At 61.7% G+C, this 25,854-nt stretch carries 23 protein-coding genes; 3 read left to right on the forward strand and 20 right to left on the reverse strand.

The window, feature by feature from the left end:
• Positions 1-64 precede the first annotated feature (64 nt).
• The 3 genes from RHP75_RS11355 to RHP75_RS11365 form a co-directional block, all read right to left on the reverse strand.
• Positions 65-2,029 (reverse strand): methyl-accepting chemotaxis protein, encoded by a 1,965-nt coding sequence (locus RHP75_RS11355; RefSeq protein WP_311088285.1) that lies wholly within the window; start codon positions 2,027-2,029, stop codon positions 65-67.
• Positions 2,030-2,218: 189 nt separating this feature from the next.
• Entirely contained in the window at positions 2,219-2,827 is a 609-nt protein-coding gene (locus RHP75_RS11360) for a flavin reductase family protein (RefSeq protein WP_311088286.1), read from the reverse strand.
• Positions 2,827-3,105, reverse strand: a complete 279-nt coding sequence (locus tag RHP75_RS11365; protein WP_090386246.1) for a hypothetical protein — start codon at positions 3,103-3,105, stop codon at positions 2,827-2,829. The genes RHP75_RS11360 and RHP75_RS11365 overlap by 1 nt, the downstream gene beginning before the upstream one ends.
• 245 nt (positions 3,106-3,350) lie before the next feature.
• Here RHP75_RS11365 and RHP75_RS11370 point away from each other — a divergent pair, with 245 nt between their 5' ends.
• Positions 3,351-4,376, forward strand: coding sequence for a patatin-like phospholipase family protein (locus RHP75_RS11370; protein ID WP_311088287.1), 1,026 nt, complete (start codon positions 3,351-3,353; stop codon positions 4,374-4,376).
• A gap of 89 nt (positions 4,377-4,465) precedes the next feature.
• Here RHP75_RS11370 and RHP75_RS11375 read toward each other — a convergent pair whose 3' ends face one another.
• The 17 genes from RHP75_RS11375 to RHP75_RS11455 all read right to left on the reverse strand — a co-directional run bounded on the left by RHP75_RS11375 (position 4,466) and on the right by RHP75_RS11455 (position 22,989).
• The gene (locus RHP75_RS11375) at positions 4,466-5,161 is read right to left on the reverse strand and encodes a response regulator (protein WP_311088288.1); all 696 of its coding nucleotides are present in this window, start codon (positions 5,159-5,161) and stop codon (positions 4,466-4,468) included.
• A 10-nt stretch (positions 5,162-5,171) separates the two neighbouring features.
• The gene (locus RHP75_RS11380) at positions 5,172-7,826 is read right to left on the reverse strand and encodes a sensor histidine kinase KdpD (protein ID WP_311088289.1); all 2,655 of its coding nucleotides are present in this window, start codon (positions 7,824-7,826) and stop codon (positions 5,172-5,174) included.
• A 5-nt stretch (positions 7,827-7,831) separates the two neighbouring features.
• Positions 7,832-8,398, reverse strand: a complete 567-nt coding sequence (gene kdpC / locus RHP75_RS11385) for a potassium-transporting ATPase subunit KdpC (RefSeq protein WP_311088290.1) — start codon at positions 8,396-8,398, stop codon at positions 7,832-7,834.
• An 85-nt stretch (positions 8,399-8,483) separates the two neighbouring features.
• A complete protein-coding gene (kdpB, locus tag RHP75_RS11390) occupies positions 8,484-10,544 on the reverse strand; it encodes a potassium-transporting ATPase subunit KdpB (protein WP_311088291.1) in 2,061 nt (686 codons plus the stop codon).
• Positions 10,545-10,556: 12 nt separating this feature from the next.
• Positions 10,557-12,257, reverse strand: coding sequence for a potassium-transporting ATPase subunit KdpA (gene kdpA, locus RHP75_RS11395; protein ID WP_311088292.1), 1,701 nt, complete (start codon positions 12,255-12,257; stop codon positions 10,557-10,559).
• Positions 12,258-12,265: 8 nt separating this feature from the next.
• Positions 12,266-12,355, reverse strand: coding sequence for a K(+)-transporting ATPase subunit F (gene kdpF / locus RHP75_RS11400; protein WP_090253391.1), 90 nt, complete (start codon positions 12,353-12,355; stop codon positions 12,266-12,268).
• Positions 12,356-12,565: 210 nt separating this feature from the next.
• Positions 12,566-14,110: a YdgA family protein gene (locus RHP75_RS11405; protein WP_311088293.1), complete on the reverse strand. Its 1,545-nt coding sequence runs from the start codon at positions 14,108-14,110 to the stop codon at positions 12,566-12,568.
• A gap of 178 nt (positions 14,111-14,288) precedes the next feature.
• Entirely contained in the window at positions 14,289-15,368 is a 1,080-nt protein-coding gene (locus RHP75_RS11410) for an AI-2E family transporter (RefSeq protein WP_311088294.1), read from the reverse strand.
• Positions 15,369-15,459: 91 nt separating this feature from the next.
• Entirely contained in the window at positions 15,460-16,272 is an 813-nt protein-coding gene (locus RHP75_RS11415; RefSeq protein WP_311088295.1) for a DUF4892 domain-containing protein, read from the reverse strand.
• The gene (locus tag RHP75_RS11420; protein WP_311088296.1) at positions 16,269-16,931 is read right to left on the reverse strand and encodes a glutathione S-transferase N-terminal domain-containing protein; all 663 of its coding nucleotides are present in this window, start codon (positions 16,929-16,931) and stop codon (positions 16,269-16,271) included. The genes RHP75_RS11415 and RHP75_RS11420 overlap by 4 nt, the downstream gene beginning before the upstream one ends.
• A 51-nt stretch (positions 16,932-16,982) precedes the next feature.
• A complete protein-coding gene (locus RHP75_RS11425; RefSeq protein WP_311088297.1) occupies positions 16,983-17,846 on the reverse strand; it encodes an alpha/beta fold hydrolase in 864 nt (287 codons plus the stop codon).
• Positions 17,843-18,652: an alpha/beta hydrolase gene (locus RHP75_RS11430; protein ID WP_311088298.1), complete on the reverse strand. Its 810-nt coding sequence runs from the start codon at positions 18,650-18,652 to the stop codon at positions 17,843-17,845. Before RHP75_RS11430 ends, RHP75_RS11425 begins: the two co-directional genes overlap by 4 nt.
• A gap of 146 nt (positions 18,653-18,798) precedes the next feature.
• Positions 18,799-19,245, reverse strand: a complete 447-nt coding sequence (locus RHP75_RS11435; protein ID WP_311088299.1) for a hotdog fold thioesterase — start codon at positions 19,243-19,245, stop codon at positions 18,799-18,801.
• A gap of 67 nt (positions 19,246-19,312) precedes the next feature.
• Positions 19,313-20,980 carry an AMP-binding protein gene (locus RHP75_RS11440; protein WP_311088300.1) on the reverse strand — a complete coding sequence of 556 codons (1,668 nt, stop codon included), beginning with the start codon at positions 20,978-20,980 and terminating at the stop codon, positions 19,313-19,315.
• A gap of 114 nt (positions 20,981-21,094) precedes the next feature.
• The gene (gene sixA / locus RHP75_RS11445; protein WP_311088301.1) at positions 21,095-21,559 is read right to left on the reverse strand and encodes a phosphohistidine phosphatase SixA; all 465 of its coding nucleotides are present in this window, start codon (positions 21,557-21,559) and stop codon (positions 21,095-21,097) included.
• 25 nt (positions 21,560-21,584) lie between these two features.
• A complete protein-coding gene (locus RHP75_RS11450) occupies positions 21,585-21,932 on the reverse strand; it encodes a DUF4389 domain-containing protein (protein WP_311088302.1) in 348 nt (115 codons plus the stop codon).
• Positions 21,933-21,966: 34 nt separating this feature from the next.
• Complete coding sequence (locus RHP75_RS11455; protein ID WP_311088303.1) at positions 21,967-22,989, reverse strand: NAD(P)H-dependent glycerol-3-phosphate dehydrogenase; 1,023 nt, start codon at positions 22,987-22,989, stop codon at positions 21,967-21,969.
• A gap of 250 nt (positions 22,990-23,239) precedes the next feature.
• Here RHP75_RS11455 and RHP75_RS11460 point away from each other — a divergent pair, with 250 nt between their 5' ends.
• Positions 23,240-25,162, forward strand: a complete 1,923-nt coding sequence (locus RHP75_RS11460; protein WP_311088304.1) for a response regulator — start codon at positions 23,240-23,242, stop codon at positions 25,160-25,162.
• 173 nt (positions 25,163-25,335) lie between these two features.
• Positions 25,336-25,851 carry a 3-hydroxyacyl-[acyl-carrier-protein] dehydratase FabA gene (gene fabA, locus RHP75_RS11465; RefSeq protein ID WP_233685071.1) on the forward strand — a complete coding sequence of 172 codons (516 nt, stop codon included), beginning with the start codon at positions 25,336-25,338 and terminating at the stop codon, positions 25,849-25,851.
• Positions 25,852-25,854: the final 3 nt, after the last annotated feature.

Consider the following 25,854-nt stretch of genomic DNA (forward strand, 5'->3'; position numbering starts at 1 on the left):
AAGAGCAAAGTAACCTTTGCTCACGAATCTTTTACTTCAGCTGCGACATACATCGCAGGCACAGCTACAGGCGGAAACGCCCAGCCATACCCTGCAGCTCGCGACCCAACTCAGCCAGCTCAATACTGGAGTTGGCGGACTCATCCATGGCCAACGCGGACTGATCGGCAATATCGCGAATCGAGGTCACGCTACGGCTGATTTCTTCCGCCACCGCCGTTTGTTGTTCGGCGGCAGCGGCAATCTGTTGGTTCATCTCGAAGATTTGGCTGACTGCAGCGGCGATTTCCGCCAGCGCGCCTTCGGTCTGATTGGCATCTGCCACTGTCTGCGTCACCAATGCGCCGCTCTGGCGCATGTCCTCGACAGAGCGCCGAGTGCCATCGCGCAGGGTGGCGATCAGCCCTTCGATTTCCGCCGTGGACTGCTGGGTACGCCGCGCCAAGGCGCGTACCTCATCGGCCACCACGGCAAAACCACGACCCTGCTCACCCGCCCGCGCGGCTTCGATAGCCGCGTTGAGTGCCAGCAAGTTGGTCTGTTCGGCCACGCTCTTGATCACATCCAGCACTGAGTCAATGCGCTGGGTGTCCTGGCTGAGCCGCTCGATGCTCTGGGTGGTGGTCTGCATGGCACTGGCCAACTGGTTGATTCGCTCCAGGGTCTGCTGCACCACGGCCACGCCGCTATTGACGCGGCGATCCGCCTGTTCGGTAGACGCCGCCGCAGCCTCGGCATTGCGCGCTACCTCATGCACGGTAGCGGTCATTTCACTCATGGCGGTGGCGACCTGATCGGTTTCCACCTTTTGCCCATTCACGCCCTGACGCGTTTGCTCGGTACTGGCTGACAGCGACTGCGCAGACGCGGATATCTGCAGCACCCCGCCCTGCAGCCGTCCCACCATCTCGCGCAGATTGCTGGACATGCCCTGCATAGCCGCCTGCAACTGGCCAATTTCGTCGCCACGCTGTACCTCGACCTGCACGCTGAGGTCACCGTCGGCAATGCGCCGCGCCTGTTCGATCACCTGTTTGAGCGGGCGCACGATCAGCAGGGTGATGGTCAGCGTTGCCAGCAGACCAATCAGCAACGCCAATGCCGTGGCCAGCACAATCAGCCAGGTGCTGGCCTGCAGTTGTCCATGCAGACTGGCCTTCTGCCGTCCGTAGGCCTGATCAACCAGGCTGAGGATGCGTTCAGCCTGTTGCACCAGGCTTTGGTATTCGCGTTTTTGCTGCTGCAGCAATCCGGTGTATTCGCCCAGCCGGTCATTGAAGGAATTGACGTTGCCGATCACTTCGGCCAGCACCGCGGCATAACCGGGGTCATCCATGGCATCGCGCAGCTCACCGGCTAACTGTTGGGCGTCGACGGCTTCCTGAATACGGGTCGGGGTCGCTTCGCCACTGCTGCGACTTTGCTCCAGCAATACGCGAGCCTGATCCAGCGCACGCAGCAACAGCTGATGCACCTGACTGATCTGCCCCGCCTGCAGCACAGACTCACCGCCCTGCTGGCCCTGGCTGCTTTTGAGCAGATCGACCCCGTCTTCAGCCAGACCGTCCTTGAGCAGATCGAGGCTGTTGGACGCGCTGACTACCAGCCAGGTCGCGGCCTCCAGCGACAGGTGCATATTGTCGCTCTGCTCGACATAGCGATCGAAGGCTGCGCGGTAGGCCGTCATGGCCTCGGCCACCTGATCCAGCCCGGCCCGCTCAGCCTCCGGCAACAACGCTTGCAGCGCAGCACTGGCATCGAGAATCTGCTGCGCCTGTTCGTGCAGCCGGGTGGCGTGCTGCTTATCGCCACTGAGGACGAAATCCTGCTCGCTGCGGCGGATCTGCATGACCTGGCTATTGATCGCACTCATGCGCTCCAACAGCGTCGAGCGCGCGCTGACATCACGCAGCGCCAGAAATCCGGTGGCCGCCACCAGAGCGGTGAGCGCCAGAACAATGCCAAAGCCCGAGGCCAGTTTGCTCGCCGTGCTCAAACTGGCGACCTGCCGCTGCACCACAGTCCACATAGCTCCCCCTGCCGAATGACCACAAGGCAGCCCGGCGCTACCTGCATTCAAGATTGGCAACATAGGAGCACAGCCGTGCTGGCGACAAGCCAGCAGGCTGATGCGTGGTGCTAACAGCTAAACAGAGGTCGCTTTTGGCCTGATTGTCGCGCTGACCGACTCCCCCGTAGGAGCCGGCCACGATCAGGGCTAGCTGGGACGCTGCATCTCGAACGTATCGCGGGTGCGGCTATAGGCCATACCGCCCAGGCGCCCGACCAGATCGAGCTTGTGCGCATCGATACGGCCCTGCTCATTGAGCACCGCATCGTCGATATGTGCCAACAGCACCTCGGCGAAGATCAGATGGCAATTGGGCTTATCCGCTGGGTAGGCCTGGATCTGCGCTACCCGGCATTCAAAGGCCACTGCCGCACCAGCTACCCGAGGCGGCGCCACCCGCTGCGAGGGCAGGCTGGCGATGCCGCACTGCTCGAACTCGCTGATGCCATAAGGCAACACCGCCGCACTGGCATTCATCGCCTCAGCCTGGGTAAAGGACACCAGTTGAATCACCAACTCGCCGTTGGCCTGCACATTCAATAGGGTGTCTTTCAGGCCACCATCGGCGCGGTGATTGACGTTGACCATCAGCGTCGGTGGATCATCACTGATCACCTGAAAGAAGCTGAACGGGGCCAGATTGCTGACACCCTCGGCCGATTGGCTGGAGACCCAGGCAATAGGCCGAGGCGTGATGGTCGACGCCAGCCAGCGGTAGCGCTCGAGCGGTTGCAGTGCACTGAAGTCCAGTTGCATCAGCGGCCTGCCCGCGACTCACGGATATAGAAACGGGCGCGCTCGGACTTCGCCGTACAGCCCTTGTAACCCTCGAACTGCTGCTGGGTTTTCGCCGCAGTCAGCAGCGACAGCGCCTTGGAGTAACTCACCGTACCGGCGAAACCCTCGGCCTTGGCCAGGTCCAGCTCGCGCCAGGCGGCGTCCAGCTGATTGGCGCAGCTGTTGCGATAAGCCGTTTTCCCCGCACAACCGCTCAGCACCAACAGCAGCATGGGCAACACGATCCACAGTTTCATCAGGTAACTCCTGCAAATAGACAGACAATTGACTCGGCAGCACAACGCATCGCCGTCAATATTCGCGATGCATCAATACAGCCACTAAGACGCGTATAACGGGCAAAAGTGCCAACACCCTTGCAACCGCTCTAGCAAGCCGCAGCGGATAAACTCGAATGCGCTGGATACTAGCAAATCGCGCCTTGGCGGCGTGCGACACGGCGCGTATGTTCGCTACATAAATAGTGATGGGGGACATCAGGATGAGTAAGCGCATTGCGCTGGTATTGGGCTCCGGTGGGGCGCGCGGTTATGCGCACATCGGCGTGATCGAGGAGCTGGAAGCCCGTGGCTATGAAATCGCCTGCATTGCCGGTTGCTCCATGGGCGCGGTGGTCGGCGGCATCTACGCAGCCGGCAAACTCAATGAATACCGCGAATGGACGCAAAGCCTGGATTATCTGGACGTTTTGCGCCTGCTTGATGTGAGCTTTCGCCTAGGGGCGATTCGCGGTGAAAAGGTCTTCGGCAAGATTCGCGAAATAGTCGGCGAGATCAATATCGAAGAGCTGCCGATCCCCTTCACCGCCGTGGCCACCGACCTGACCAACCAGCAGGAAATCTGGTTCCAGGAAGGCTGCCTGCATCAGGCCATGCGAGCCTCGGCGGCGATCCCCAGCCTGTTCACCCCGGTAGTGCAAGGCAAGCGCATGCTGGTCGACGGCGGCCTGCTCAACCCCCTGCCCATCGTTCCGGTGGTGTCCGCGCACTGCGATCTGATTATTGCGGTCAACCTCAACTCGGCCCATCAGCAACACTACGAGCTGCCAATTATCGAACGCGCCCCCGCGCTCAAAGGCCGCTTCGATCTGCTGATGAGTTCCCTCGGCTCACGCCTACCCTCGTTCAAACGCAAGCCCGGAGACGATGACGAACTGCTTCTACTGGAAGACCAGAGCCCTGCACTACAGCCTGAAGCCATCAACCCCTGGCAGCAGAACGTCCGTGGCAACCTGGACAAACCCGCCGCGCCGAAATCCGCCAGCGGCTCACGAGTCGCCGACCTCAGCGGCCCGGCCTCGCTGCTGGAGCTGATCAACCAGAGCTTCGAGGTGATGCAAACGTCCTTGGCCCAATACAAGATCGCCGGCTACCCGCCGGATATCCTGATCAACGTACCCAAGCGGGTGTGCCGCTTCTTCGAGTTCTACAAGGCGCCGGAACTGATCATGCTCGGCCGGCAGATCGCCAGCGATACCCTCGATAAGTACGAGCGCGGCGACCGTTAAGGGTCGCTCTAAACAAAACTGTTTGAGATCTCGCGAGCTAGAGTCCTGTTTTTAACGCAGCAGGGCCGACGCGCAGCAGATCGTAAGCCTTACGCCGATTCACGCAGGCGATAGCCAACCCCGGCCTCGGTGACGATAAAGCGCGGCGCGGTGGGATCGTCGCCGAGCTTCTGCCGCAGGTGGCCGACCACCACGCGCAGGTAGTGGCTGTCCTCGCCATGGGTTGGGCCCCAGATGTCTTTGAGCAGTTGCTGCTGGGTCACCACACGGCCAATATGTTTGGCCAGTTGCGCCAGCACCGCGTATTCCTTACGGGTCAGGCTGACCTCGACGCCATCGAGGCTGACCCGGCGGTAGGCAAAATCCACCTGCAAGGGACCGCTGCTAACCGCCGCGCTGGCCTGCTCCACACCGCCGGCCAGGCGCAGCAACACGCGCACGCGGGCGAGGAATTCCTGAATGCCAAAGGGTTTGGTCACGTAATCATTGGCGCCGCCATCCAGCGCGAGGACCTTTTCGCCCTCACTGGCGCGCACCGAGAGCACCAGTACAGGCACCTGCGACCAGGCGCGCAGCTCACGCAGCACCTGTTGGCCGTCCATATCCGGCAGGCCGAGGTCGAGCACCACCAGGTCCGGCTTGCCCAGCGCGGCCTGGGCCAGGCCTTCCTGCCCAGTAGCGCCTTCCAGCACCTTGTAGCCCTGCGCCGTGAGGCTGATGCGCAGGAATTTGCGAATCTGCGCTTCGTCATCGATAACCAGAATGGTCGCGGGGTTTTGGCTCATAGGCTATCCGTCACTGTTCTTCTTCCATTTGCGGCTGAGTGTGCAACGGCAGGTGCAGGGTCAGACTGGTACCCAGGCCGTCCAGCCCCTCGCTCACCGTCACCCGGCCGCCATGGGCACCGAGCATGCCCTGGCAAATCGCCAAACCCAGACCTGTGCCCTGCCCACCGCGATCACCACGGGCGGCGGTGTAGAACATATCGAAAATCTTCGTGCGCTCGTGCTCGGGAATGCCCGGCCCCTGGTCACTGACACTAAAGCGCAGTTCCTCGGCATCCGCTTCGATGGCCACGCGCAAACGCCCCTGAGACGGGGAAAAGCGCGCGGCATTCTCCAGCACATTGACTAACGCCTGCTCGATCAGCGCCGCATGCACATAGAGCAGCGGCAGCTGTTGCGGCACCTGTATCTCCAGCTGCAAGGCGGACAATACCGGGCGCAAGCGCTGGGTCGCACTGGCGACTATATCCGCCGGGGCCACCCAGTCGCGTGCCAGTTTCAGCCCGCCGTGGCCCAGGCGGGTCATGTCCAGCAGGTTCTGGATATAGCGGTCGAGGCGCTCGGCTTCATCACGGGTGCCTTCCAGCAGCTCGCGGCGATCACTCAGGGGAATCTGCTCACCCAGCGCCAACAGGCTGTCGATCGAGCCGCGCATCGCGGTCAACGGGGTGCGCAGATCATGGGACACCGACGCCAGCAGCGCGCTGCGCAACTCCTCAGTCTGTCCGTGCAGGCGCGCGGCTTCCAGGTCCTCAGCCAGTTGCGCGCGTTCCAGGGCCTGGGCCAAGGGCTGGCCCAGCGCCGTGAGCAGGCGCCGTCGCTCAGCAGGTAGGCTCCTGCCATCCTTGGGGCTGATGCCGAGCAGCAACAACGGCCTTTCTTCGCCGGATAGCGGCAACCACCACCAGCGCCCATCCGGCAAGGTGCCGGTACCCAGTCCGGCCGGCTGATCGTGCTGCCAGGACCAGTCCGCCGCAGCCCGCTCCTGGTCGGTGAGCAAGCGCTGTGCACCCGCCTCGACTTTCCATACACCGTCCTGGCTGCGTGACAGCAGGCCGATTTCCACGTCCTGCCACAGCGCCAGTTGCTGCGTCGCCGCAGCCAGCACGGCCTTCCGATCAGTGGCGGCGGTCAGCTTGCGTGACAATTCCAGCAGCGCGCTGGTCTCACGCTGCGTCTCACGCAAGGCCTGTAACTGGCGACGCTGACGGCTGGCCAGATTACCGGTGAGGCCGGCCATGAGCAGAAAGAACAGCAGAGTCAACACGTCCTCCTGACGGTCAATGGTCAGGGTCAAGGTGGGCGGGATAAACAGAAAGTTGTACGTCAGAAACGACAGCCCGGCGCAGGCCATGGCCGGCCCAAAGCTGCTGCGCACGGCCACCATCAGCACCGCAGCGAGCATGATCAGCGAGATGTTCGGCAGCTCCAGTACGCGGGATAACCCCAGCGCCACGGCTGAGGCCAGCACAGTGGCCAACAACGCCAGCAGGTAATGACGCCAGACCAGCGGTTGCCGCGCCCGCGACAATGCCGGCGCATGACTCACCTGAGTGTCCAGCACGCTGACTTCCAGGCCCTGCCCCAGTTGTAGCAAGCGCTCGGCCAAACCACGGCCCAGGCGCCAGATACGCCGCAAGCGTTGCCGACTGCGGCCCACCAGAATTAGGCTGGCGCGGCGTTCGCGGGCATGCTCGATCAGGGTTTTCGCCACCTCGCTGCCGCGCAGGCTGACCACTTCACCGCCCAGACGTTCGGCCAGCTGCTGCGCGCCCTGCAGGTAGCTCAGACGGGTTTCATCGCGCTCACCGCCAGTGTCCACATACACCACCGACCAGGGCAAATGACGGCGCTCGGCCACCCGACAAGCATGCCGCACCAGGCGTTCGGCCTGCTCATCACCGTCGATACCGACCAGCAAGCGGCCACGCAGCGCAGGCGCTTGCTGACCTTGCTGGCGGTAGCGTCGGCTGAGGTCCGCATCGACCCGCGCAGCAGCCGTCTGCATCGCCAGTTCACGCAACGCAGTGAGGTTGGTCTGGCTGAAAAATGCATCGATGGCGGCGCGCGCCTGTTCCGGCACATACACCTTGCCTTCACGCAGGCGCTCCAGCAGCTCGCGCGGCGGCAGGTCGATCAGCAGAATTTCGTCGGCTTCCTGCAACACCCAGTCCGGCAAGGTTTCGCGCACCTGCACGCCGGTGATGTCGCGCACCTGATCATTCAGTGCTTCGAGGTGCTGCACGTTGACCGTGGTGTACACGTCGATGCCAGCATCCAGCAGTTCCTGCACATCCTGCCAGCGTTTGCTGTGGCGGCTGCCGGGGGCATTGCTGTGCGCCAGCTCATCGACCAGCAGCAGCTTTGGCGGCGTGGCCAGAATGCCGTCGAGGTCCATCTCGCTCAGCGCCACACCACGGTATTCCAGCCGTTGCTGCGGCTGTTGCGGCAAGCCGGTCAGCATCGCCTCGGTTTCCGCGCGGCCGTGGGTTTCCACCACGCCCACGCGCAAGTCGACGCCCTGGCGCAATTGCGCCTGCGCCGCCTGCAACATGGCGTAGGTTTTACCTACGCCAGGCGCCGCGCCGAGAAAGACCTTTAGCCGGCCACGACCTTCTCGCGGCATCTCATCGAGCAGGGCATCGGCGCGTACGGCATCACTCATGCAGGTTACTCAGCTTTTGCGGGAGGCGAATTGTCGGCCAGCGCCAGGTTCAGCGCCAGCACATTGACCACCGGCGGCCCCACCAGCGGGCTTTGCACATGCTGCTGGATCAGTCGTTCTAGACGGCTGGCCGGAATTCCCCGCGCGGCGGCAATCCGCGCGACCTGATAACGGGCAGCCTCGGGTGACAGATGCGGATCAAGACCGCTGCCGGAGGTGGTCACCAGTTGCATGGGTACTGGGCCCTGAGCTTCAACCTGCAAGCGCTGCGCATCGGCAGCGATACGCTCGGCCAACGCCGGGTTACTCGGTGCCAGGTTGCTCGCACCACTGGCCACGGTGGCGTAACCGCCGGCCGACAGGCGCGGCTGAAACCACTGCGCGCCCTCGAAGGGTTGCGCCAATAACGCGCTACCGAGCACGTCGCCTTGTTGATTGTGCAACAGGCTGCCATTGGCCTGTGCCGGGAATGCCAGCTGCGCCACGCCGGTAACGGTCAGGGGATAAACCACACCGGTGACCAGTGTCATAAACGCCAGCACGCTAATGGCTGGGCGGATTTGCTTAAACATGATGACTCTCCAGTTTCTGTGTAGCCCGGCTGCAACCCGGGGATGGGATCTCCCGGACTTCATCCGGGCTACGGATTGCGCTTGCTTAAACGAGGCCGACGGCCACCAACAGCAGATCAATCAGCTTGATCCCGACAAAGGGCGCCAGCAGGCCGCCCAGGCCGTAGATCAACAGGTTGCGGCGCAGCAGGCTGGCGGCATCGGCGGCCTGCACGCGCACTCCACGCAGGGCCAGCGGAATCAGCACGACGATGATCAACGCGTTGAACACAATGGCCGAGAGAATCGCGCTCTGCGGGCTGTGCAGTTGCATCAGGTTAAGTGCGCCGAGCTGCGGGTAGATGCCAGCGAACAGCGCCGGCAGGATGGCGAAGTACTTGGCCACATCGTTGGCCACCGAGAAGGTGGTCAGCGCGCCGCGGGTCACCAGCAACTCCTTGCCCACCTGCACCACGTCGAGCAGCTTGGTCGGATCACTGTCCAGGTCGACCAGGTTGGCCGCCTCGCGCGCGGCCTGGGTGCCATCGTTCATCGCCAGGCCCACATCGGCCTGGGCCAGGGCCGGGGCGTCGTTGGCACCGTCGCCGCACATGGCGACCATCTTGCCTTCGGCCTGCTCACTGCGGATGCGCTGCAGCTTCTTCTCCGGGGTGGCCTCGGCAATTACATCGTCCACGCCCGCTTCGGCAGCAATGGCGGCTGCGGTCAACGGGTTATCACCGGTCACCATCACGGTGCGGATGCCCATGGCGCGCAGTTCGGCAAAGCGTTCACGAATACCCGGCTTGACCACGTCCTTGAGATGAATGGCGCCGAGCAACTGACCGTCACCGGCTACCAGCAAGGGAGTACCGCCACTCTGGGCGATCTTTTCGATTTCACGGGCCAATACCGGCGGCACGTCGCTGCGCTGGATGCCCAGATAAAGCAGCACCGCATCCACTGCACCCTTGCGGTAGCTGTGGCCGTTGTAGTCGGCGCCGGACAGGCGCGTCTCGGCACTGAAGGCAATCGATTTGATCGCACTGCGCTCAGGCTCAACCAGGGTATTCAGCGCACGCAGGTATTCGACAATCGACTTGCCTTCGGCGGTGTCATCCGCCAGCGAAGCCAGCAGTGCCGCGTCGCTGAGTTGCTTACCGGAGACGCCCGGCGCCTTGTACAACGCGCTGCAACGGCGATTACCGAAGGTGATGGTGCCGGTCTTGTCGAGCAGCAGTACGTGCACGTCCCCCGCCGCTTCCACCGCGCGGCCGGACTTGGCGATCACATTCAGACGCACCAGGCGGTCCATGCCGGCGATACCGATGGCCGAAAGCAAGCCGCCGATGGTGGTCGGAATCAGCGTCACCAGCAGCGCCACCAGGTACACCAGCGGCAGGTCGCCGTCGGCAAAACGAGCGAACGGCTGCAGCGTCGCCACCACCAGCAGGAAGATCAGGGTCAGGCCAATGAGCAGGATATCCAGCGCCACTTCGTTGGGCGTCTTCTGCCGCTTGGCACCTTCAACCAGGGCGATCATCCGGTCCAGGGTCGACTCGCCGGGGTTGGCGGTGATCTGCACCAGCAACCAGTCGGAGACCACTCGGGTGTTGCCGGTGACGGCCGAACGGTCGCCGCCGGACTCACGGATCACCGGCGCGGATTCGCCGGTAATCGCCGCTTCGTTGACTGCGGCGATGCCTTCGACGACTTCGCCGTCACCGGGGATCAGCTCGCCTGCCTCGACCCGCACGATATCGCCCCGGCGCAGGCTGCTGGCCGCCACGGTTTCGAACTGCTGGCCCTTCTTGCGCCGCGCATTCAGCCCCTGACTGCCGGCCTTGAGGCTGTCGGCACGGGCCTTGCCACGACCCTCGGCGAGGGCCTCTGCAAAGTTGGCAAACAGCACGGTAAACCACAGCCACAAAGCAATCTGCACGGCCAGGCCGGTGGAAACCTGAGGGTTGGGGATAAAGCACAGCACGGTGGTCACCACAGCCGTCAGCTCGACCACCAGCATGACCGGCGAACGCAACAGCTGGCGTGGATCAAGCTTGACGAAGGCCTGACGCAGCGCCGGTTTCCACAATGCAGCGAGCGAGGTTTTCGGGTGTTGCTTGGCGCTGTTCAGCGCCGGGCTTTTTACTTGAGTTTGGGCATTCATCATGGTTCTCCCTTAGAAGCCCTGAAACAGAGTCATGTGCTCGGCAATCGGGCCGAGGGCCAGTGCCGGCAGGAAGGTCAGGCCGCCGACCAGCAGAATGGTCAGGGTCAGCAAGGTGACAAACAGCGGGCCGTGGGTCGGGAAGCTGTTGCTGCCCACCGGCGCGCGTTTCTTCGCCGCCAGGCTGCCGGCAATTGCCAGAATCGGCAGGATGTAGCCAAAGCGGCCGAGCAACATGGCCAGACCAATCATAAGGTTGTGGTACGGCGTGTTGGCACCGAAGCCACCAAAGGCCGAGCCGTTGTTGGCGGTACCCGAGGTGTAGGCATAAAGAATCTGGCTAAAGCCGTGGGCGCCTGGGTTGGTGACCGAGGCCGCCGGGCCAGGCAGGCTGGCCGCTAGGGCGCCGAATACCAGCACACCAATCGGCATCACCAGCAAGGTGGCAACCAGCAAGCGCACTTCGCGGGCTTCGAGCTTTTTGCCGAGGTATTCCGGGGTGCGGCCGATCATCAGGCCGGCGAGAAATACCGCGATCAGCACAAACAGCAGCATGCCGTAGAGGCCAGCACCGACACCGCCGAAAATCACTTCGCCAAGCATCATGTTGAACATCGGGATCATCCCGCCCAGCGCGCTGAAGCTGTCGTGCATCGCATTGACCGAGCCGTTGGAGGCGGCCGTGGTGGTCACCGCCCACAGCGCCGAGGCCGTGGTGCCGAAGCGGCTTTCCTTGCCTTCCAGCGAACCGCTTTGCTCAATCGGCAATGCGGCCAACGCAGGGTTCGGCTGATGCTCGGCATACAGCGTGCCGCCCAGACCGACACTGAACAAAATCAGCATGCAGGCCAACAGCGCGCGGCTCTGGCGCAGGTCTTTGACGTAATGGCCAAAGGTGAACAGCAGCGCAGCGGGAATCAGGATGATCGAGGCCACCTCGAACAGGTTGCTCCAGGCCGTTGGGTTCTCGAACGGATGCGCCGAGTTGACGCCGAAGAAACCGCCGCCGTTGGTACCCAGCTGCTTGATGGCAATCTGGCTGGCTGCAGGCCCAAGTGGCACAACCTGATCGGTGCCGCCGATGGTGTGCGCGGTGACGTATTCGAGGAAGGTTTGCGGCACGCCCTGCCACACCAGAAACAGCGCCAGTACCAGGCAGAACGGCAGCAGGCCGTAAAGCGTGGCACGGGTCAGATCGACCCAGAAGTTGCCGACGCTGTTGCTCGAACGCCGGGCGATGCCGCGGCAGAACACCATCAGCACGGCCAGACCGACTGCCGGGCTGACGAAGTTCTGCACGCCCAGACCAACCATCTGGCTGAAATAGCTCATCTGCGCTTCGCCGCTATACGCCTGCCAGTTGGTATTGGTGACGAAGCTCACGGCGGTGTTGAACGCCAGCGTCCACTCCAACCCCGGCAATTGCTGCGGGTTGAGCGGCAAACTGCCTTGCAGCATCAGGATGGCGAACAGCGTCAGCAGGCTGATCAGGGTGAAGGCCAGCAATGCCAGGCTGTAGGTTTTCCAGTCCTGCTCGCGGTTGCTATCGACACCGGCAATCCGGTAGCACAGCCGCTCGACCGGCTGCAGCACGGGGCTCAGCCAGGTTTTCTCGCCTTCCATCACCCGGTACAGGTAACGCCCGATAAAGGGCGCCGGCAGCAGAACCAGGACGAAGAACGCCAGGATCAAAGTGAAATCGTAACTGTGCATATGCGCTCCTACGCCTGATCAGCGCGCAGCAGCGCAACCAACAAATAGATGAAAAGTCCCAAGGCCAGGCCCAGCGACACCCCGTCGAGAATGCTCATGTGTTTGCTCCTTATTGCGGTGGCTACCGCGTGGGGCAAATTGTCGGCAGACAGGGCGTAAAGGAACGAGTGCGGGCAATGCCGCCCGGCATAAAGAAAGCGTAAAGATCGCAGGCCGCGGACAAACAAAAACGGCCAGGCGCCCTGCTCTACAGGTCGTCTGGCCGTATTTACCGCGCAGGCTACGCCTAGGGCGTAGCGCTGAAGGCTTTACTGAAGGGTGCTTTCAACCTCGTTTTCGTCCAGCAGCGCTTCATCGGCCGGGGCTTCATTGCCCATGCCAGCCAGACCGCCGCCACTGCTCATGGCCAGCGCCACAAACTGGTCCACGGTCATCTGCTTGCCGTTGAAGGTCACCTGGTCGTTGGCGTAATGCAGGCTGGAGCTGATGTCCTCGCCCTGCAGCACCGCCAGCTCGCTGGCCACCGCCATACCACTGGCCATTTCACCGACCATTGCAGCCTGCTGAGCAATTGCTTCCTTGTCGGTTTCCCCGGCCAGGGTGGCCTGCACGCCAATCACATCAGTAATCATCGCCTTGGACACCAGCAGTTTGGCATCCAACTGAGCGATCAACTGCTTGGCCAGTTCAGGCGCCGGCAGGTCAAAGGACACCGGCTTGTTCAGGTCCAAGCCAAAGCTGAAGCTGCTCTCACCATTGGCAGTTTTGAACGCCAGTTTTTCCAGGGCCAGCCCCGGTTTGCCGGCCAGCAGTTTTTCCAGATCAGTCTTGAATTGCGCAGTCTGCGCGTCGGTCAGCTCCGGCATACCGCTTTCAGTGTCGACCTTGCCGCTCTGCAGCAGCGTGCCGTACAGCTCGATCATCGACTGCAGCGCCGCCGCGTCGAGGTTCTTCACGGTCCAGAGCATCTGCGAGGAGCCGATGTCATTACCCTGATAGCTGATCATGCCGACGTCATAGCTGTAGCGTGCCGACAGCTGCTGATTGGCTTCGCTGGTCTCATCGCGCTGGACGAAATCCTTGAACAGGATTGGCGCGCTGTCGCCAACCTGCAGCTCGATCTGCTGCAAGCGCACCTCGTTCTGTCCCAGGTAGAAGTCGCTGGTGCCCTTGCGGGTGTTGCTGGTGAGGTTCATGCCCTTGAACTCAAGGCGCATGCTTTCATCGGTGGACAGGGTTGAGGTGACCTTGAAACTGTCCATCACGCCACTGGCACTGATTTTCTCGACATTCGCGCTGCTGTCGAAGTCGATCTCCAGGCCGCTGAAATCAATCTGGCTCTGTTCATCCAGCGCCATCTGCAGCGGTTGCACGCGCAGGTTGCCGCTCAGCGAACGGTCATAACCGAGGCTGACCTGGCCCTGTAGCGGCGCACCGCCCTGGCTGCCGGCGAACCATTTTTCCAGCTCCGGGCTGCGTTCCAGCGCATAGTTGCTGGTGGCCATAACGGGCAGCAATTTGAGAGCTTGCAGCCGTGACAGCGGGAAAGGCCCATGTTCGATGCGGTCAGTGACGAACCACTCGAAGTTGCTCGACGATTCGCCATCCAGGCTGCCAGCAAACTGAATGCGATAGCGCGCGTTGCTGCTGAACAGCTGACGCTCCAGGGAAACCAGCTCGATGCTGGCGCTGAGGCCCAGGGCCGGCAGGGTTTTGCCCATATCCTGGTTGGCTTGCTGAATCGAGGTTTCCAGCACCGCTGGAAGCTGCTGGCCGGTATACCAGGCGCCTGCGGTACTCAATGCGCCGAGGACGACAACTGCGCCTAGGGCGCTGCCTGCAATTTTCTTCATGGGGGGAGTATCCTGCGTGTCCGTTATAGGTGTGGTGCTTCCCTGCTACCGCCTGTTGCGGTTTGAGGCGCAAAGCGCAGCAAGGCTAACACCCCGACTACGGGCGACCAAGGCGCCACCGGGGAAATTTGCCGAGAATGCCAACCCGCTCGAACACCAGCACGGTGGCGCTGCGAACTCAGCTGAGCGGCTTGTCCACAGGCTCAGCGCTGCTCGCCGCGGTGTTTACAACTGGGCTACCAACCCAGTCGCTGAGCAGGCTGTACGCCACGGCCAACAAGGTTGGGCCGAGGAACAAGCCCATAAAGCCAAACGCCAGGATGCCGCCGAACACCCCGAGTAGCACCACGATCAATGGCAGGTTGCCGCCCCGGCTGATCAGGTAGGGTTTGAGAATGTTGTCGACGCCGCTGATCACCAGGAAACCCCAGATCAACAGAAACACGCCCATGCCGACTTCGCCCTGCCAGAACAGCCAGGCCACGGCTGGGCCCCAGATCAGCGGCGGCACCATGATCAGGCTGAAGCCGAAAGTCAGGATCCCCAGCACCAGCGCGCCGGGTATACCGGCGATGGTGAAACCGATCCAGGCCAGGATCGCCTGTGCTGCGGCAGTACCGATCACCCCGTTGACCACCCGTTGCACGGTGCCGGCAACCAGTTCCAAGTAATGCTCGGCGCGATCACCGATCAAACGTTGCAACAGGCTTTCGGCAAACGCCGCCAGGCGCGGCCCGTCGCGGTAGAAAAAGAACACCAGAATCAGGCTCAGGGCCAATTCCAGCATGCCGCCACCGATCTGCGCACTGCGCGCCAGCAGCCAGTTGCCAACCTGCCCCAGGTACGGCCGCACGGTGGCGAAAAACGCCGCCCCCTGCTGGTCGATGGTCATCCAGAAGCCCACCAGACGCTCCCCCACCAGCGGCACGCCAGCCAACCAAGCGGGTGCCGGCGGCAGCCCTTCGACCTGAAAATCCTTGAGCAAGGCGGTGACATCCTTGATGTGATCCGCCAGGTTGAAGCCCAGCATCACCAACGGCACAGCCACCACCACGGTCCAAACCAGGGTCAGCAGCCCCGCGGCCAGGGCCTGACGGCCACCAAGCAGGCGTGTCAGCACGCGCATCACCGGCCAGCTGGCAAACGACAACACCGCAGCCCAGAACAGCGCCGACCAGAACGGCGCCAATACCCACAGGCTGGCACCCAACAGGACCAGCAGGAGAATCTGCACCAGCAAACGATCGTTATTGGCCATTCAACCAGCTCCCTGCACAACGCAAAAAGGCTCTGCCACAAGGGACAGAGCCGGATCAATTAATAATGGCAAGAGTACCGACAGTGACGTCTTAGCGCAGCACGTTGAGTTGTACGCCGCTCACATCAGCATCACCCAGCTCAAGACGGCTGGCGCGTACGCGTTGTTCAACCAGCGCATCGCGCCAGGCTTCAGCTTGTGCACCGCTGATGATGACGCGCAGGGTGCTGTCGAGCTTAAGGCTGCGTGCCAGCAGTTCGGCCCAGGCAGCGCTGGGTTCGACCTGCTTGGCCAAGCGCAGTTCACCGGTGCTTTTCAGCTGGCGCTGCAGGGTGGCTGGGGTCGGCAACACTTTCCCCAACGGCGCATTAGCGTTCAGCAACTCGGCATGCAGGTAAGCGCGCTTGTTACCACGAGTGATGCTGTACAGCGCCAACAAGCTGTCCTGACGTGGCTCAGCGAGACGCAGCAATGCGTACGTTTGCTGGTCATCCGAACCGGTCAGGGTAGCGTTATTGAATACCGCGTTAGCCCATAGACTGCTGGAACCGCACTCACGGCCCACGCACCAGTAAAGCAACTCGGCGTCCTGGGCTTGTAAATCACTGCGGGCCTTGGCGAACACTTCATTGGCCGTGTGAGTGCGCGGCAACTCATAGGTCACGGCGGTCAGCTGGCCCTGGGCGGCCACTTCTCGCTCGTAGCGCAGGGTGCCGCTGATACGGCGAATCGCCCCTTGAGGGTAGATGCGTTCCTGTTCGGCAACATCCTTGAAGCTGACAATCTTGCTCCCGGTAAAACGCGGCAGCACGTCCAGGTCCTGACTAGCGGCCACGTCGGCCCAGACAACTGCGCTGCTCAGCAGCAGACTCAGACCGAGGCAATAACGATTAAGGCGGCTCATTTGATCAGCATCGCTTGCGCCGCTTTGACGATTTTTTCGCCGTCTGCTTCACGCTGCGGCACCAGCAAACCACGCTGTATGGCAGGACGCTCAGCCAGCTCAGCCATCCAGCGCTGCAGATGCTCAAGGCCGTCAACAGAGACGCCGGCCCAGTCATGAATACGCACCCATGGGTAGGTGGCAATGTCGGCAATGCTGTAGTCATCAGCCAGGTACTGCGACTCGCCAAGGCGCGTGTCGAGCACTTCATAAAGACGGCGGGTTTCGTGCTGATAACGGTCGATAGGACCCTGCAGCTTTTCCGGAAAATAGCGGAAGAACACATTGGCCTGGCCCTGCATCGGGCCGACCCCGCCCATCTGGAACATCAGCCACTGAATCACCCGCGAGCGACCCTTGGCGTCACTAGGTAGCAGATGCCCGGTTTTCTCGGCGAGATACAGCAGAATGGCGCCGGACTCGAACACCGCGAAGTCATCGTTAGCGCGGTCGACAATCGCCGGAATACGGCCATTGGGATTGATTTTGAGAAAGGCCGCGGCCTTTTGTTCCTGCTTGTCGAAACTCAAAGCCTGCACGGTGTACGGCAGCTGTAACTCTTCCAGTGCGATGGACGCTTTATGGCCGTTGGGGGTGGCGGCGGTATACAGGTCGATCATGCGAATCTCCGTGGCTATCGCCCACACCTTTCCCCAGTTGCCTTTAGCAAGTCAAGGCGCAGCCAGGAATGCTTTGAAACAGTCTGCTACCAAGCGCGCACCCTCGTCATCATCCAGATGCAGATGATGGCCGCCAGGCAGCTGCGCCACCTCGATAGCCAGGCCCTCGACCAGTTGAGTCATACTCGGCTGCGCCAGCAGCATGCCCTGCTGCGCCATCACCAGTTTGGCCGGGCATTGCAGACTGCGCACAAACGCCAGCGCATGGGCCTGAGTCAGGCGCAGCGGCGATGGCAGTGTCAGGCGGCTGTCGGTGCGCCAGGTATAACCACCGGGCACCGGCATCAGGCCACGCTGAGCCAGTAATTCTGCGGCTTCACGGCTGACCGCCCCTACCCCGCGCATACGCGCCTCCACGGCGCGAGCAAACTCGGCATACACCGGTTTGCTCTTACCGGCCAGTGCGAGCTGCGCCTTGAGCGCTTCGCCGAGTTTCTGCGGCGCCGTGTCCGGCTCACCGGTGTAGGGAATCAGCCCATCGATCAGCGCCAGGCGTTCGATGCGTTCCGGCATCGCCCCGGCCAGTAACACCGAAACAATCGCGCCCATGGAATGCCCGAGCAGGGAAAAGCGCTGCCAGCCGAACTGCTCGGCGACCTGCAACACATCATGGGCATAATCCCAAATGGCGTAGCTGCCGCCTGCCGGGCGGTGATCGGAATGGCCGTGGCCGGCAAAATCCAAGGCGACGATGCGCAGCCCCGGCAGCAGTGGCGCAAGACGGGCAAAGCTGGCGGCATTGTCCAGCCAGCCGTGCAGGGCAATCACCGGCACACCGTCTTCGGGTCCATACAGGTGAGCGGCCAGCTCGATATGCGGCAGACGCAGACGGACTTCTTCGAAATTCAGGCTCATGCACTTTGCTCGCTTGCAGGTTGTCCGGCCCAGCGCTGGAACAGCTTTTTCAAGAGCTCAGCGGTGTCCTGCGGACGTTCCAGGGGAAACATATGGCCGCCGGGTAGTGTCAGGTACTCACCCTTCGGCACACGGCGCACCAGATGGGCGTGATGCGGCAGTACCACCCGACTATGACGGCCACGCACCATGGCCAGCGGCACTTTCAATTGTTGCGGCCGCCCCGGGCTGGTGTGCGGCACGCTGCGGTAGATGCTGATTTCCGTGGCCGGATCAAAACGCAGGCGCAGGTTATTGCCCGTTGCTTGCAGACCGTGTTGTACATAGGCATCCAGGCAGTCCGGATCAAAACGGCGGAACAGCCCCTTGCCGGCGAAATAACCACGCGCCTCGGCCAGGTCAACAAACTCCTCACGCCGCCCCAGGGTGCGCCCGGCCGGGGTAATGCGGTCGATAAAGCCAAAGCGTTTGGCCGCGCGAATCACCATTTTGTCCGCCAGGGTCAGCACCGGCGAATCCAGCATCACCACCCCCAGGTACAACTCGGGGCGCAGCAAGGCGGCGTGGTAATGCAGCACGCCGCCCAGGGAATGACCAACGCCCCATACCGGCTGCTGGTTGGCTTCGAGGTGATGGATCAGCTCATCGACCAGGTTGCTCCAGTTGTCGTTCACCGGAAAACGCGGATCATGGCCGTGCTGCTCCAAATGCTGCACCGAATAGTCAGGCGCCAGCGCGGCAAACAACTTGCCGTAAGTGGCCGAGGGAAAGCCGTTGGCATGGGCGAAGAATACGGACTGGGGCATGGCGACAGGCTTATCAGGAAAGTTGCGGATGATTGTCCGGCAGCCCTGGCGATGCGGCAATGACAAAACGGCCAGTGAATGACGGCACTATAGCCAAAGCTGATGGGAGGCCCGCCAGCCGGAGCGGCAATGGCGGGTTTTACGGATTAACGCAGCGCTGGGCCGTTCTCCCCAAGCGGCACAATGGCCATGGTTAGCCGAGAAATGCAGCTGGCCTTGCCATCTTCGCCACTCAGGCGGATATCCCAGACGTGGGTGGTCCGCCCCAGGTGCACCGGACGCGCTACTGCCGTAACCCGCCCATTGCGCAGACCGCGCAGGTGGTTGGCGTTCACTTCCAGACCAACGCAGTAGAACTTGCTGCTGTCGATGCACAGATGACTGGCGGTGGAGCCGAGGGTTTCCGCCAGTACCACCGAAGCGCCGCCATGCAGCAGGCCGTAGGGTTGGTGGGTACGTGCATCGACCACCATGCTGGCGGTCAGCGACTCGTCGTCGAAGGCGTCAAAGCGGATATCCAGTTGCTCGCCAATGGTGTTTTTCAGAAAGCCATTGAGCTGAGCCAGGTTCGGGGTTTGCTGCCAGAGGGCCATAGTCAGTCCTTTAGGGTCGATTCAGCCAGAACGTGGCCGGCGTGCTACATACCGGCCACACACCTGATCACTCGTGCCAGAGCACCGCTTCGCTGCGAGTGGTCCACTCGTCGAAACGTTCGCCATAGGTGCCTTCAACCACCGCACGCTTGATCTTCAGGGTCGGGGTGAGGAAGCCGTTGTCCACCGCCCAGACCTCCTTGACCAGCACCAGGCGTTGCAAGCGCTCATGCTTGTCGAGATTCTGATTAACCTCTTCCAGCAGTTTTTTCAGGCTGTTTTCCAACTCGCCACGAGCACCGTTGAGAGCTTCGCTGCGACCCACATCAGAAAGTACACACAGCGCCATGGGTTGGGCCATGCCATCGCCGACCACACACACCTGTTCAATGCGCGAGTGCTCACCCAGGCGGTTTTCAATCGGCGCCGGGGCAACGTACTTGCCTTTGCTGGTTTTGAAGATTTCCTTGATCCGTCCGGTCAGGCGCAGGTTGCCCTCGGCATCCTGCTCACCCTTATCGCCGGTGCGCAAAAAGCCATCCGGGGTGATAGTTTCCGCAGTCTTTTCCGGATCCTTGTAGTAACCCTGCATGGTCGCACCGCTGCGCACCTGCACTTCGCCATCCTCGGCAATCCGTACTTCGACGCCTGGACTGTTCTGACCGATCCAGCCCTGCTTGAACTTACCCGGCCGACATACGTGCGAGTAACCGCAGTTCTCGGTCATGCCATAGACCTCCAGCACATCCAGGCCCAGGCGCTTGTACCAGTTGAGCAGCGCTTCCGGTACCGGCGCCGCGCCGGACAACGCGTAACGCACGGCATCCAAGCCCAGGCCGACCAGCACCTTTTTGCCGACGATGCGGCCGATGATCGGCAGCTTGAGCAGGAAATCCAGCTTCTCAGCCGGCATCTTGCTGTAGACGCCCATCTGGAACTTGGTCCAGATACGCGGCACGCCGAACATCACCGTCGGGCGCGCGCGTTTGAGGTCTTCAAGGAAGGTGTCCAGGCTTTCGGCGAAGAAAATCGTCTGCCCGGCGTAGATCGACGCCAGCTCGACAAACATGCGCTCGGCCACATGGCACAGCGGCAAGTAAGAAAGCACTCGGTCATTCTCGCCAACGCCAAACAGCTCGGTGGCGTGGCTGGCGGCAAAGCCGAAGTTGCTGAAATGATGCATCACGCCTTTCGGCGTGCCGGTGGTACCGGAGGTATAGATGATGGTGGCGAGCTGATCGGAAGCCGCCTTGGGGTTGTCCTGAATCGGCGTGCAGGCCTGCAGGTCATCCCAGGTAAAGCTGAACTCGCCCTGCGGACGCAACGGCAGGCCAATGGTCGGCACATGCTGCGGCACACCGGGGGCCATGGCCGGCCAATCGTCCAGCTTGCCAACGAACACCAGCGCCGCCTCGGAATGGCGCAGCACCTGGCCGACCGACTCGGCAGTGAGATTGGGATAGAGCGGCACCGAGACGTGCCCGGCCATCCAGATCGCCAGGTCGGTGACGATCCAGTGCGCGCAGTTTTTGGAAATGATTGCAATGCGGCTGCCCTGCGGCAGTTCGCGGCTGCGCAACCAGTTGGCCGCACGGCGCGCCTGCTCGCCGACGTCAGCCCAACTCAGCTCCTGCAGCTGACCGCCCGGCAGCGGCTGCACCATGTAGCGTTTATTCGGGTGCCGAGCCTCGCGCTCATAAAACACCTCAAGCGGCAAACGGATTGCATCAGCCACAGGGCTTCCTCCTTTGTTGTTTTTGTGGAGCCAACCAAGCAATTGCTTGGTTTGACTATTCCACGCACAAAGGCGGCCCGCAAGAGGAGAAATGTTTCGGTGTGTAGTGAGGTGTCAGGAACGGGCTGGATGCTTATGGGCAGACAATTCCATCAACCCAGCGGCCAGGTCGTCGCCTTCCAGCAACGCTAGGCTTGCGGTACTCATCGACAGCGGTTGCTGGCGATGACCGTGAATCAGCAGGCCAGCCAAGGCGCCCACCAGCGGCTGATGGGTAACCAGCAACAGCTCGTCGAACGCATAGCCATCCAGCTCACGCAGCGCCTGGCGCAGATCACTCTCCGGCGTCAACCAGGGCACGGTCTGCCGGATACTGGCAAATGCCAGCACTTCGCAGACCAGATCCGCAGTCTGCTGAGCGCGCACATAGGGACTGACCAGCACGGCCTTTAACGGCCTTCCCTGCATCTGTGCAGCGGCCTCACGCACCTGCTGCCGACCATAGGCAGTCAGGTTGCGTTCGGCATCAGTGCGTGCAGTCGGTTCGGCTTCACCGTGGCGCAATAGCCAGAGCTTCACAGGCTTACCCCGATAAGCCGACGACTCAAAGCTTCGGCTCTTCGTCGCGCACCGGGTGGGCTGCCGGCGGGATGCTGTGCGGGGTCTCACCTTGTGGTGCTTGCGGGATTGGCCAGTCAGCAAACGGCCAAGGCTTTTCATCAGTGTTGAAGGTGCCAAAGCGGCCGATCTGCGCCAGGTACTGGCTCAGGCTGTCACCAAAACCCAGCAGGCCGGCATTTGGCGCGCCATAGAACATGCGATACCCAAGCTGCAGCAACACCACGGAGCCCAGGAGGATTTCCGCCAGTTGCCAGACGATGGTAAAGATCACCATCCAGAGGATGCGCAGCAGAATCGATTCGCGCTGCAGTTCCTGATTGCCATCACTCATGCTCATCTCCTTGCAGGGTCTATAAAGGTAAAACTCAGAAACCGGTTGTAGGGATAAAGTCGACGTCGGTTTTCGGCTCGCCGCTCATCAGTGCGCCGATCACCTGATTCAGCGTGCGCCCCTCGAACAGAATGGCATGCAGACCAGCGACTAACGGCATGTAGACCTGTAACTCTTCGGCCTTGGCCTTCAGCACCTTGATGGTGTTCACCCCTTCCGCCACTTCGCCCAAACGTTCAACCGCATCCTCTAGGCTCAAGCCTTCACCGAGGGCGAAACCGACCTGGTAGTTGCGGCTTTTTGCCGAAGAGCAGGTAACGATCAGATCACCCACCCCTGCAAGACCGAGGAAGGTCATAGGGTTGGCGCCCAGTTTGACCGCAAAGCGGGTCATTTCCGCCAGCGCGCGAGTAATCAGCATGCTTTTGGTGTTTTCACCCATGCCCATGGCTGCGGCCATACCGGCGATGATCGCGTAGACGTTCTTCAGCGCACCGCCCAACTCAACGCCAAAGCGGTCACCACTGGCATACACGCGGAAGGTGCGGCCGTGCAATGCCGACTGCACCTGCAGGCAGAGATCTTCGTCCTCGCTGGCAACGACCGAAGCAGTCAGCGCATGCTCGGCCACTTCACGCGCCAGGTTCGGCCCGGATAGCACGCCAATGCGTGCCTGCGGAGCAATGTCTTCGAGAATCTGGCTCATCAGCAGAAAGCTCTGCGCTTCGATTCCCTTGGTTGTGCTCACCAGCAATTTGCCGCTAAGCAGCTCGGCCACCGGCTGCAAGGCCTGGCGCAAGGCACTGGAGGGCAAGGCCACGAAAATAAGCTGACAGGCCTTCAGGGTCGCGGCCAGATCGGTTACCGGGTCAACGCCTGGGTGAATCTTGATGCCTTTGAGGTAACGCGGATTCTCACGGGTCAGCCGAATCGCCTGGGCCTGCTGTGGGTCGCGCATCCAGTGCAGGACGTGCTGGCCATTCTCGGCCAGCAAATTAGCAATCGCAGTGCCGAAGCTACCGCCGCCAAGCACTGCGATGGGGTGCTGATCAGTCATAAAGCATCCGTGGTAAACCATTGAAAGTGGCGAATCGCTCGCATTATACGGCGACACCTGTATGCAGCCAGCTTTTAGCAGGTTGCCTGGCACTGGCAAAGCCAGGCAGCTCAGTTAACATGCAGCCTTTCAAACGCAAACAAGGTTGTGGCGTGATCTATAGCACCCAAGCCCGGCTTCACCCTGAGGTCGTGAAAAATCGGCCAGTTCTCCAGCGCTCGCAAGGTCTGCGCAGCAGCGGAGTGGCCCGATGATCCTGCGCCGTGGCTGGAATATCCATACCCGCACGCAATTGATCAGTGTCGGCCCCGCCCTACTGCTGACCCTGCTGCTTACCGGGTTCTTCACCTTTGCCCGCTTGCAGGACCTGCGCCAGGAACTCAATCACTACGGACAGTTGATCGCCAGCCAGTTGGCGCCAGCCAGTACCTACGGGGTGATCTCCGGCAACCTCGACGTTCTCGATGCCCTGCTGCAAGCCACGCTGAAGACCCCGCATGTGCGCTTTCTAGAAGTACGCGACCACACCGGCAAGATTCTCGTCTACGTCGAACAGACACCCGGCAGCGGCCACGCCAGTAGCCAGGTTGAGGTATTCCAGGCGCCGATCCATCTGCAAAGCGCAGCATTGAACAATCCCACCCAGCAGACACTGGCCGATGACTACCTGGGTTATGTGGTGGTGGGCATGTCCAACGATGCCTTCAACACCCGCCAGCAGGAAATCCTGTTCAAGGCCACCCTGCTCGCCCTGTTTGCCCTGGCTCTGACCTTTATTCTCGCCCGGCGTTTGGCTCGCCACCTGTCGCAACCGCTGAGCGCCATGGGTGAAGCCGTCAGCGCGATTCAGGCCGGCAACTACCAGACCACCCTGCCCGAAGTCGGTGAAGGGGAATTGCAGGCTCTGGCGCGGCATATCAACAACCTCGCCCACGGTCTGGCCAGCGCCAGTGACGAACAACAACGGGCCATGGCCCTGCTGATTCAGGCCCGCGAGCAGTCCGAGCTGGCCAACCGCGCCAAATCCGATTTCCTGGCGATGATGAGCCACGAGTTGCGCACGCCGATGAATGGCGTACTGGGCATGCTGCAGTTGCTGGAAACCACGGAGATGACCCAGGAGCAGGCGGAATACGCCGCTCTGGCTACCGAATCCACCGAGCACCTGTTGAAAGTCATCAACGATATTCTCGATTTCTCGCGCATCGAACGCGGCGCGCTGGAACTGGAGCGCATCCCTTTCAGCCTACTCGATCTACTGCAAAGCTCGATTCAGGTGTTCCAGCACAGCGCCCAACAGCGCGGCCTGCAATTACTTTTGGAGACGCAGAGCGGTCTGGAGCAGCTGCAGGTACAGGGCGACCCGACGCGGATTCGGCAGATCCTGGTCAACCTGATCGGCAACGCCCTGAAATTCACCGAAACCGGCAGCATCCGCGTACACAGCACCTGGCAGGCGCTGGATAACCAGGTGCTGTGGTTCAGCTGCGCAGTACACGACAGCGGCATCGGTATCTCACCCGAACGGCTGGAACATATGTTCGATGCCTTCCAACAGGCCGACACTTCTATTTCAAGACGTTACGGCGGCACCGGGCTGGGTTTGCCGATTGCCCGCACCCTGGCCGAACGCATGGGCGGCACCCTGCGCGCGGTCAGTCAGGAGGGTCAGGGCTCGGTATTTACTCTGGAAGTGCCACTGCCCTTTTCCCAGCAGGCCGCACCTGCTCTCAGCGACACGCCACCGCCAGCTGACCAGGGTAACGGCCAGCCGGTGCTGCTGGTTGAAGACAATCCGGTCAACCAGACCGTAATTGAGGCCATGCTGCGCAGCCTGGGCTATCGGGTCAGCTTGGTCGGGGATGGCGCCCAGGCCGTGCATCAGGTCAGCCAGCAGCGTTATTCAGCGATTCTGATGGATTGCCGCTTGCCGATCATGGACGGCTACGAGGCCACCCGACAGATCCGTCGCCTGCCCGGCTGCGCCGAATTGCCGATCATCGCCCTGACCGCCAATGCCCTGCAGGGCGACCGCGAGGCCTGCCTGCAATCGGGCATGAATGACTACCTGGCAAAACCCTTCAAACGGGCCGATTTGCAGCGAATCCTGCAACGCTGGCTGCCCCCTCGACCTTCGACGGGTAGTCAAGACGGCTCAACTGCTGCAGGCTAGAGCCATAGGGCTATGACAGGCCAACAAGAGCGGAGTACAACTGTACTCACAAGGCTGTGACTTTCACCACAACGCAACAGTCTATGACTAGGCTGTTGGCAGGCGCAGAGGCTGCGTCGCCAGCCAGGACGATTCGCCCAGCCTTGGCGCATGGGACATATTGAGGAGCTCGCATGACCAAACAAAACGCCTTCACCCGGGAAGAACTGCTCGCTTGCGGTCGCGGCGAACTATTCGGCCCAGGTAATGCGCAACTGCCCGCGCCGAACATGCTGATGATCGATCGCATCACTCACATCAGCGACACCGGCGGCAAGTACGGCAAGGGCGAAATTGTCGCCGAGCTCGATATCACTCCTGACCTGTGGTTCTTCGCCTGCCACTTTGAAGGCGATCCGGTAATGCCAGGCTGCCTTGGCCTAGACGCCATGTGGCAGCTGGTGGGTTTCCACCTCGGCTGGCAGGGCAACCCCGGCCGTGGTCGCGCCCTCGGTTCGGGTGAAGTGAAGTTCTTTGGCCAGGTCCTGCCGACCGCCAAGAAAGTCACCTACAACATTCAGATCAAACGCACCATCGCCCGCTCCCTGGTCCTGGCCATTGCCGACGGCACCGTCAGCGTTGATGGCCGCGAAATCTACAGCGCCGAAGGCCTGCGAGTTGGCCTGTTCACCTCTACCGACAATTTCTAAAGG

It is taken from the genome of Pseudomonas sp. SG20056 (assembly GCF_031764535.1).
In the GTDB taxonomy this organism is placed as follows: Bacteria; Pseudomonadota; Gammaproteobacteria; order Pseudomonadales; family Pseudomonadaceae; genus Aquipseudomonas.

Excerpts from the sequence above, each read along its gene's own strand:
- RHP75_RS11405 (WP_311088293.1), bottom strand. The coding sequence starts at position 14,110 with ATGAAGAAAATTGCAGGCAGCGCCCTAGGCGCAGTTGTCGTCCTCGGC.
- RHP75_RS11460 (WP_311088304.1), top strand. The coding sequence starts at position 23,240 with ATGATCCTGCGCCGTGGCTGGAATATCCATACCCGCACGCAATTGATC.
- kdpC (WP_311088290.1), bottom strand. The coding sequence starts at position 8,398 with ATGTTTAAGCAAATCCGCCCAGCCATTAGCGTGCTGGCGTTTATGACA.
- kdpA (WP_311088292.1), bottom strand. The coding sequence starts at position 12,257 with ATGCACAGTTACGATTTCACTTTGATCCTGGCGTTCTTCGTCCTGGTT.
- kdpF (WP_090253391.1), bottom strand. The coding sequence starts at position 12,355 with ATGAGCATTCTCGACGGGGTGTCGCTGGGCCTGGCCTTGGGACTTTTC.
- RHP75_RS11420 (WP_311088296.1), bottom strand. The coding sequence starts at position 16,931 with ATGATCGACCTGTATACCGCCGCCACCCCCAACGGCCATAAAGCGTCC.
- RHP75_RS11365 (WP_090386246.1), bottom strand. The coding sequence starts at position 3,105 with ATGAAACTGTGGATCGTGTTGCCCATGCTGCTGTTGGTGCTGAGCGGT.
- RHP75_RS11430 (WP_311088298.1), bottom strand. The coding sequence starts at position 18,652 with ATGCCCCAGTCCGTATTCTTCGCCCATGCCAACGGCTTTCCCTCGGCC.
- RHP75_RS11435 (WP_311088299.1), bottom strand. The coding sequence starts at position 19,245 with ATGGCCCTCTGGCAGCAAACCCCGAACCTGGCTCAGCTCAATGGCTTT.
- kdpB (WP_311088291.1), bottom strand. The coding sequence starts at position 10,544 with ATGAATGCCCAAACTCAAGTAAAAAGCCCGGCGCTGAACAGCGCCAAG.
- RHP75_RS11410 (WP_311088294.1), bottom strand. The coding sequence starts at position 15,368 with ATGGCCAATAACGATCGTTTGCTGGTGCAGATTCTCCTGCTGGTCCTG.
- RHP75_RS11360 (WP_311088286.1), bottom strand. The coding sequence starts at position 2,827 with ATGCAACTGGACTTCAGTGCACTGCAACCGCTCGAGCGCTACCGCTGG.
- RHP75_RS11370 (WP_311088287.1), top strand. The coding sequence starts at position 3,351 with ATGAGTAAGCGCATTGCGCTGGTATTGGGCTCCGGTGGGGCGCGCGGT.
- RHP75_RS11450 (WP_311088302.1), bottom strand. The coding sequence starts at position 21,932 with ATGAGTGATGGCAATCAGGAACTGCAGCGCGAATCGATTCTGCTGCGC.
- fabA (WP_233685071.1), top strand. The coding sequence starts at position 25,336 with ATGACCAAACAAAACGCCTTCACCCGGGAAGAACTGCTCGCTTGCGGT.
- RHP75_RS11415 (WP_311088295.1), bottom strand. The coding sequence starts at position 16,272 with ATGAGCCGCCTTAATCGTTATTGCCTCGGTCTGAGTCTGCTGCTGAGC.
- RHP75_RS11455 (WP_311088303.1), bottom strand. The coding sequence starts at position 22,989 with ATGACTGATCAGCACCCCATCGCAGTGCTTGGCGGCGGTAGCTTCGGC.
- RHP75_RS11355 (WP_311088285.1), bottom strand. The coding sequence starts at position 2,029 with ATGTGGACTGTGGTGCAGCGGCAGGTCGCCAGTTTGAGCACGGCGAGC.
- RHP75_RS11425 (WP_311088297.1), bottom strand. The coding sequence starts at position 17,846 with ATGAGCCTGAATTTCGAAGAAGTCCGTCTGCGTCTGCCGCATATCGAG.
- RHP75_RS11380 (WP_311088289.1), bottom strand. The coding sequence starts at position 7,826 with ATGAGTGATGCCGTACGCGCCGATGCCCTGCTCGATGAGATGCCGCGA.
- RHP75_RS11375 (WP_311088288.1), bottom strand. The coding sequence starts at position 5,161 with ATGAGCCAAAACCCCGCGACCATTCTGGTTATCGATGACGAAGCGCAG.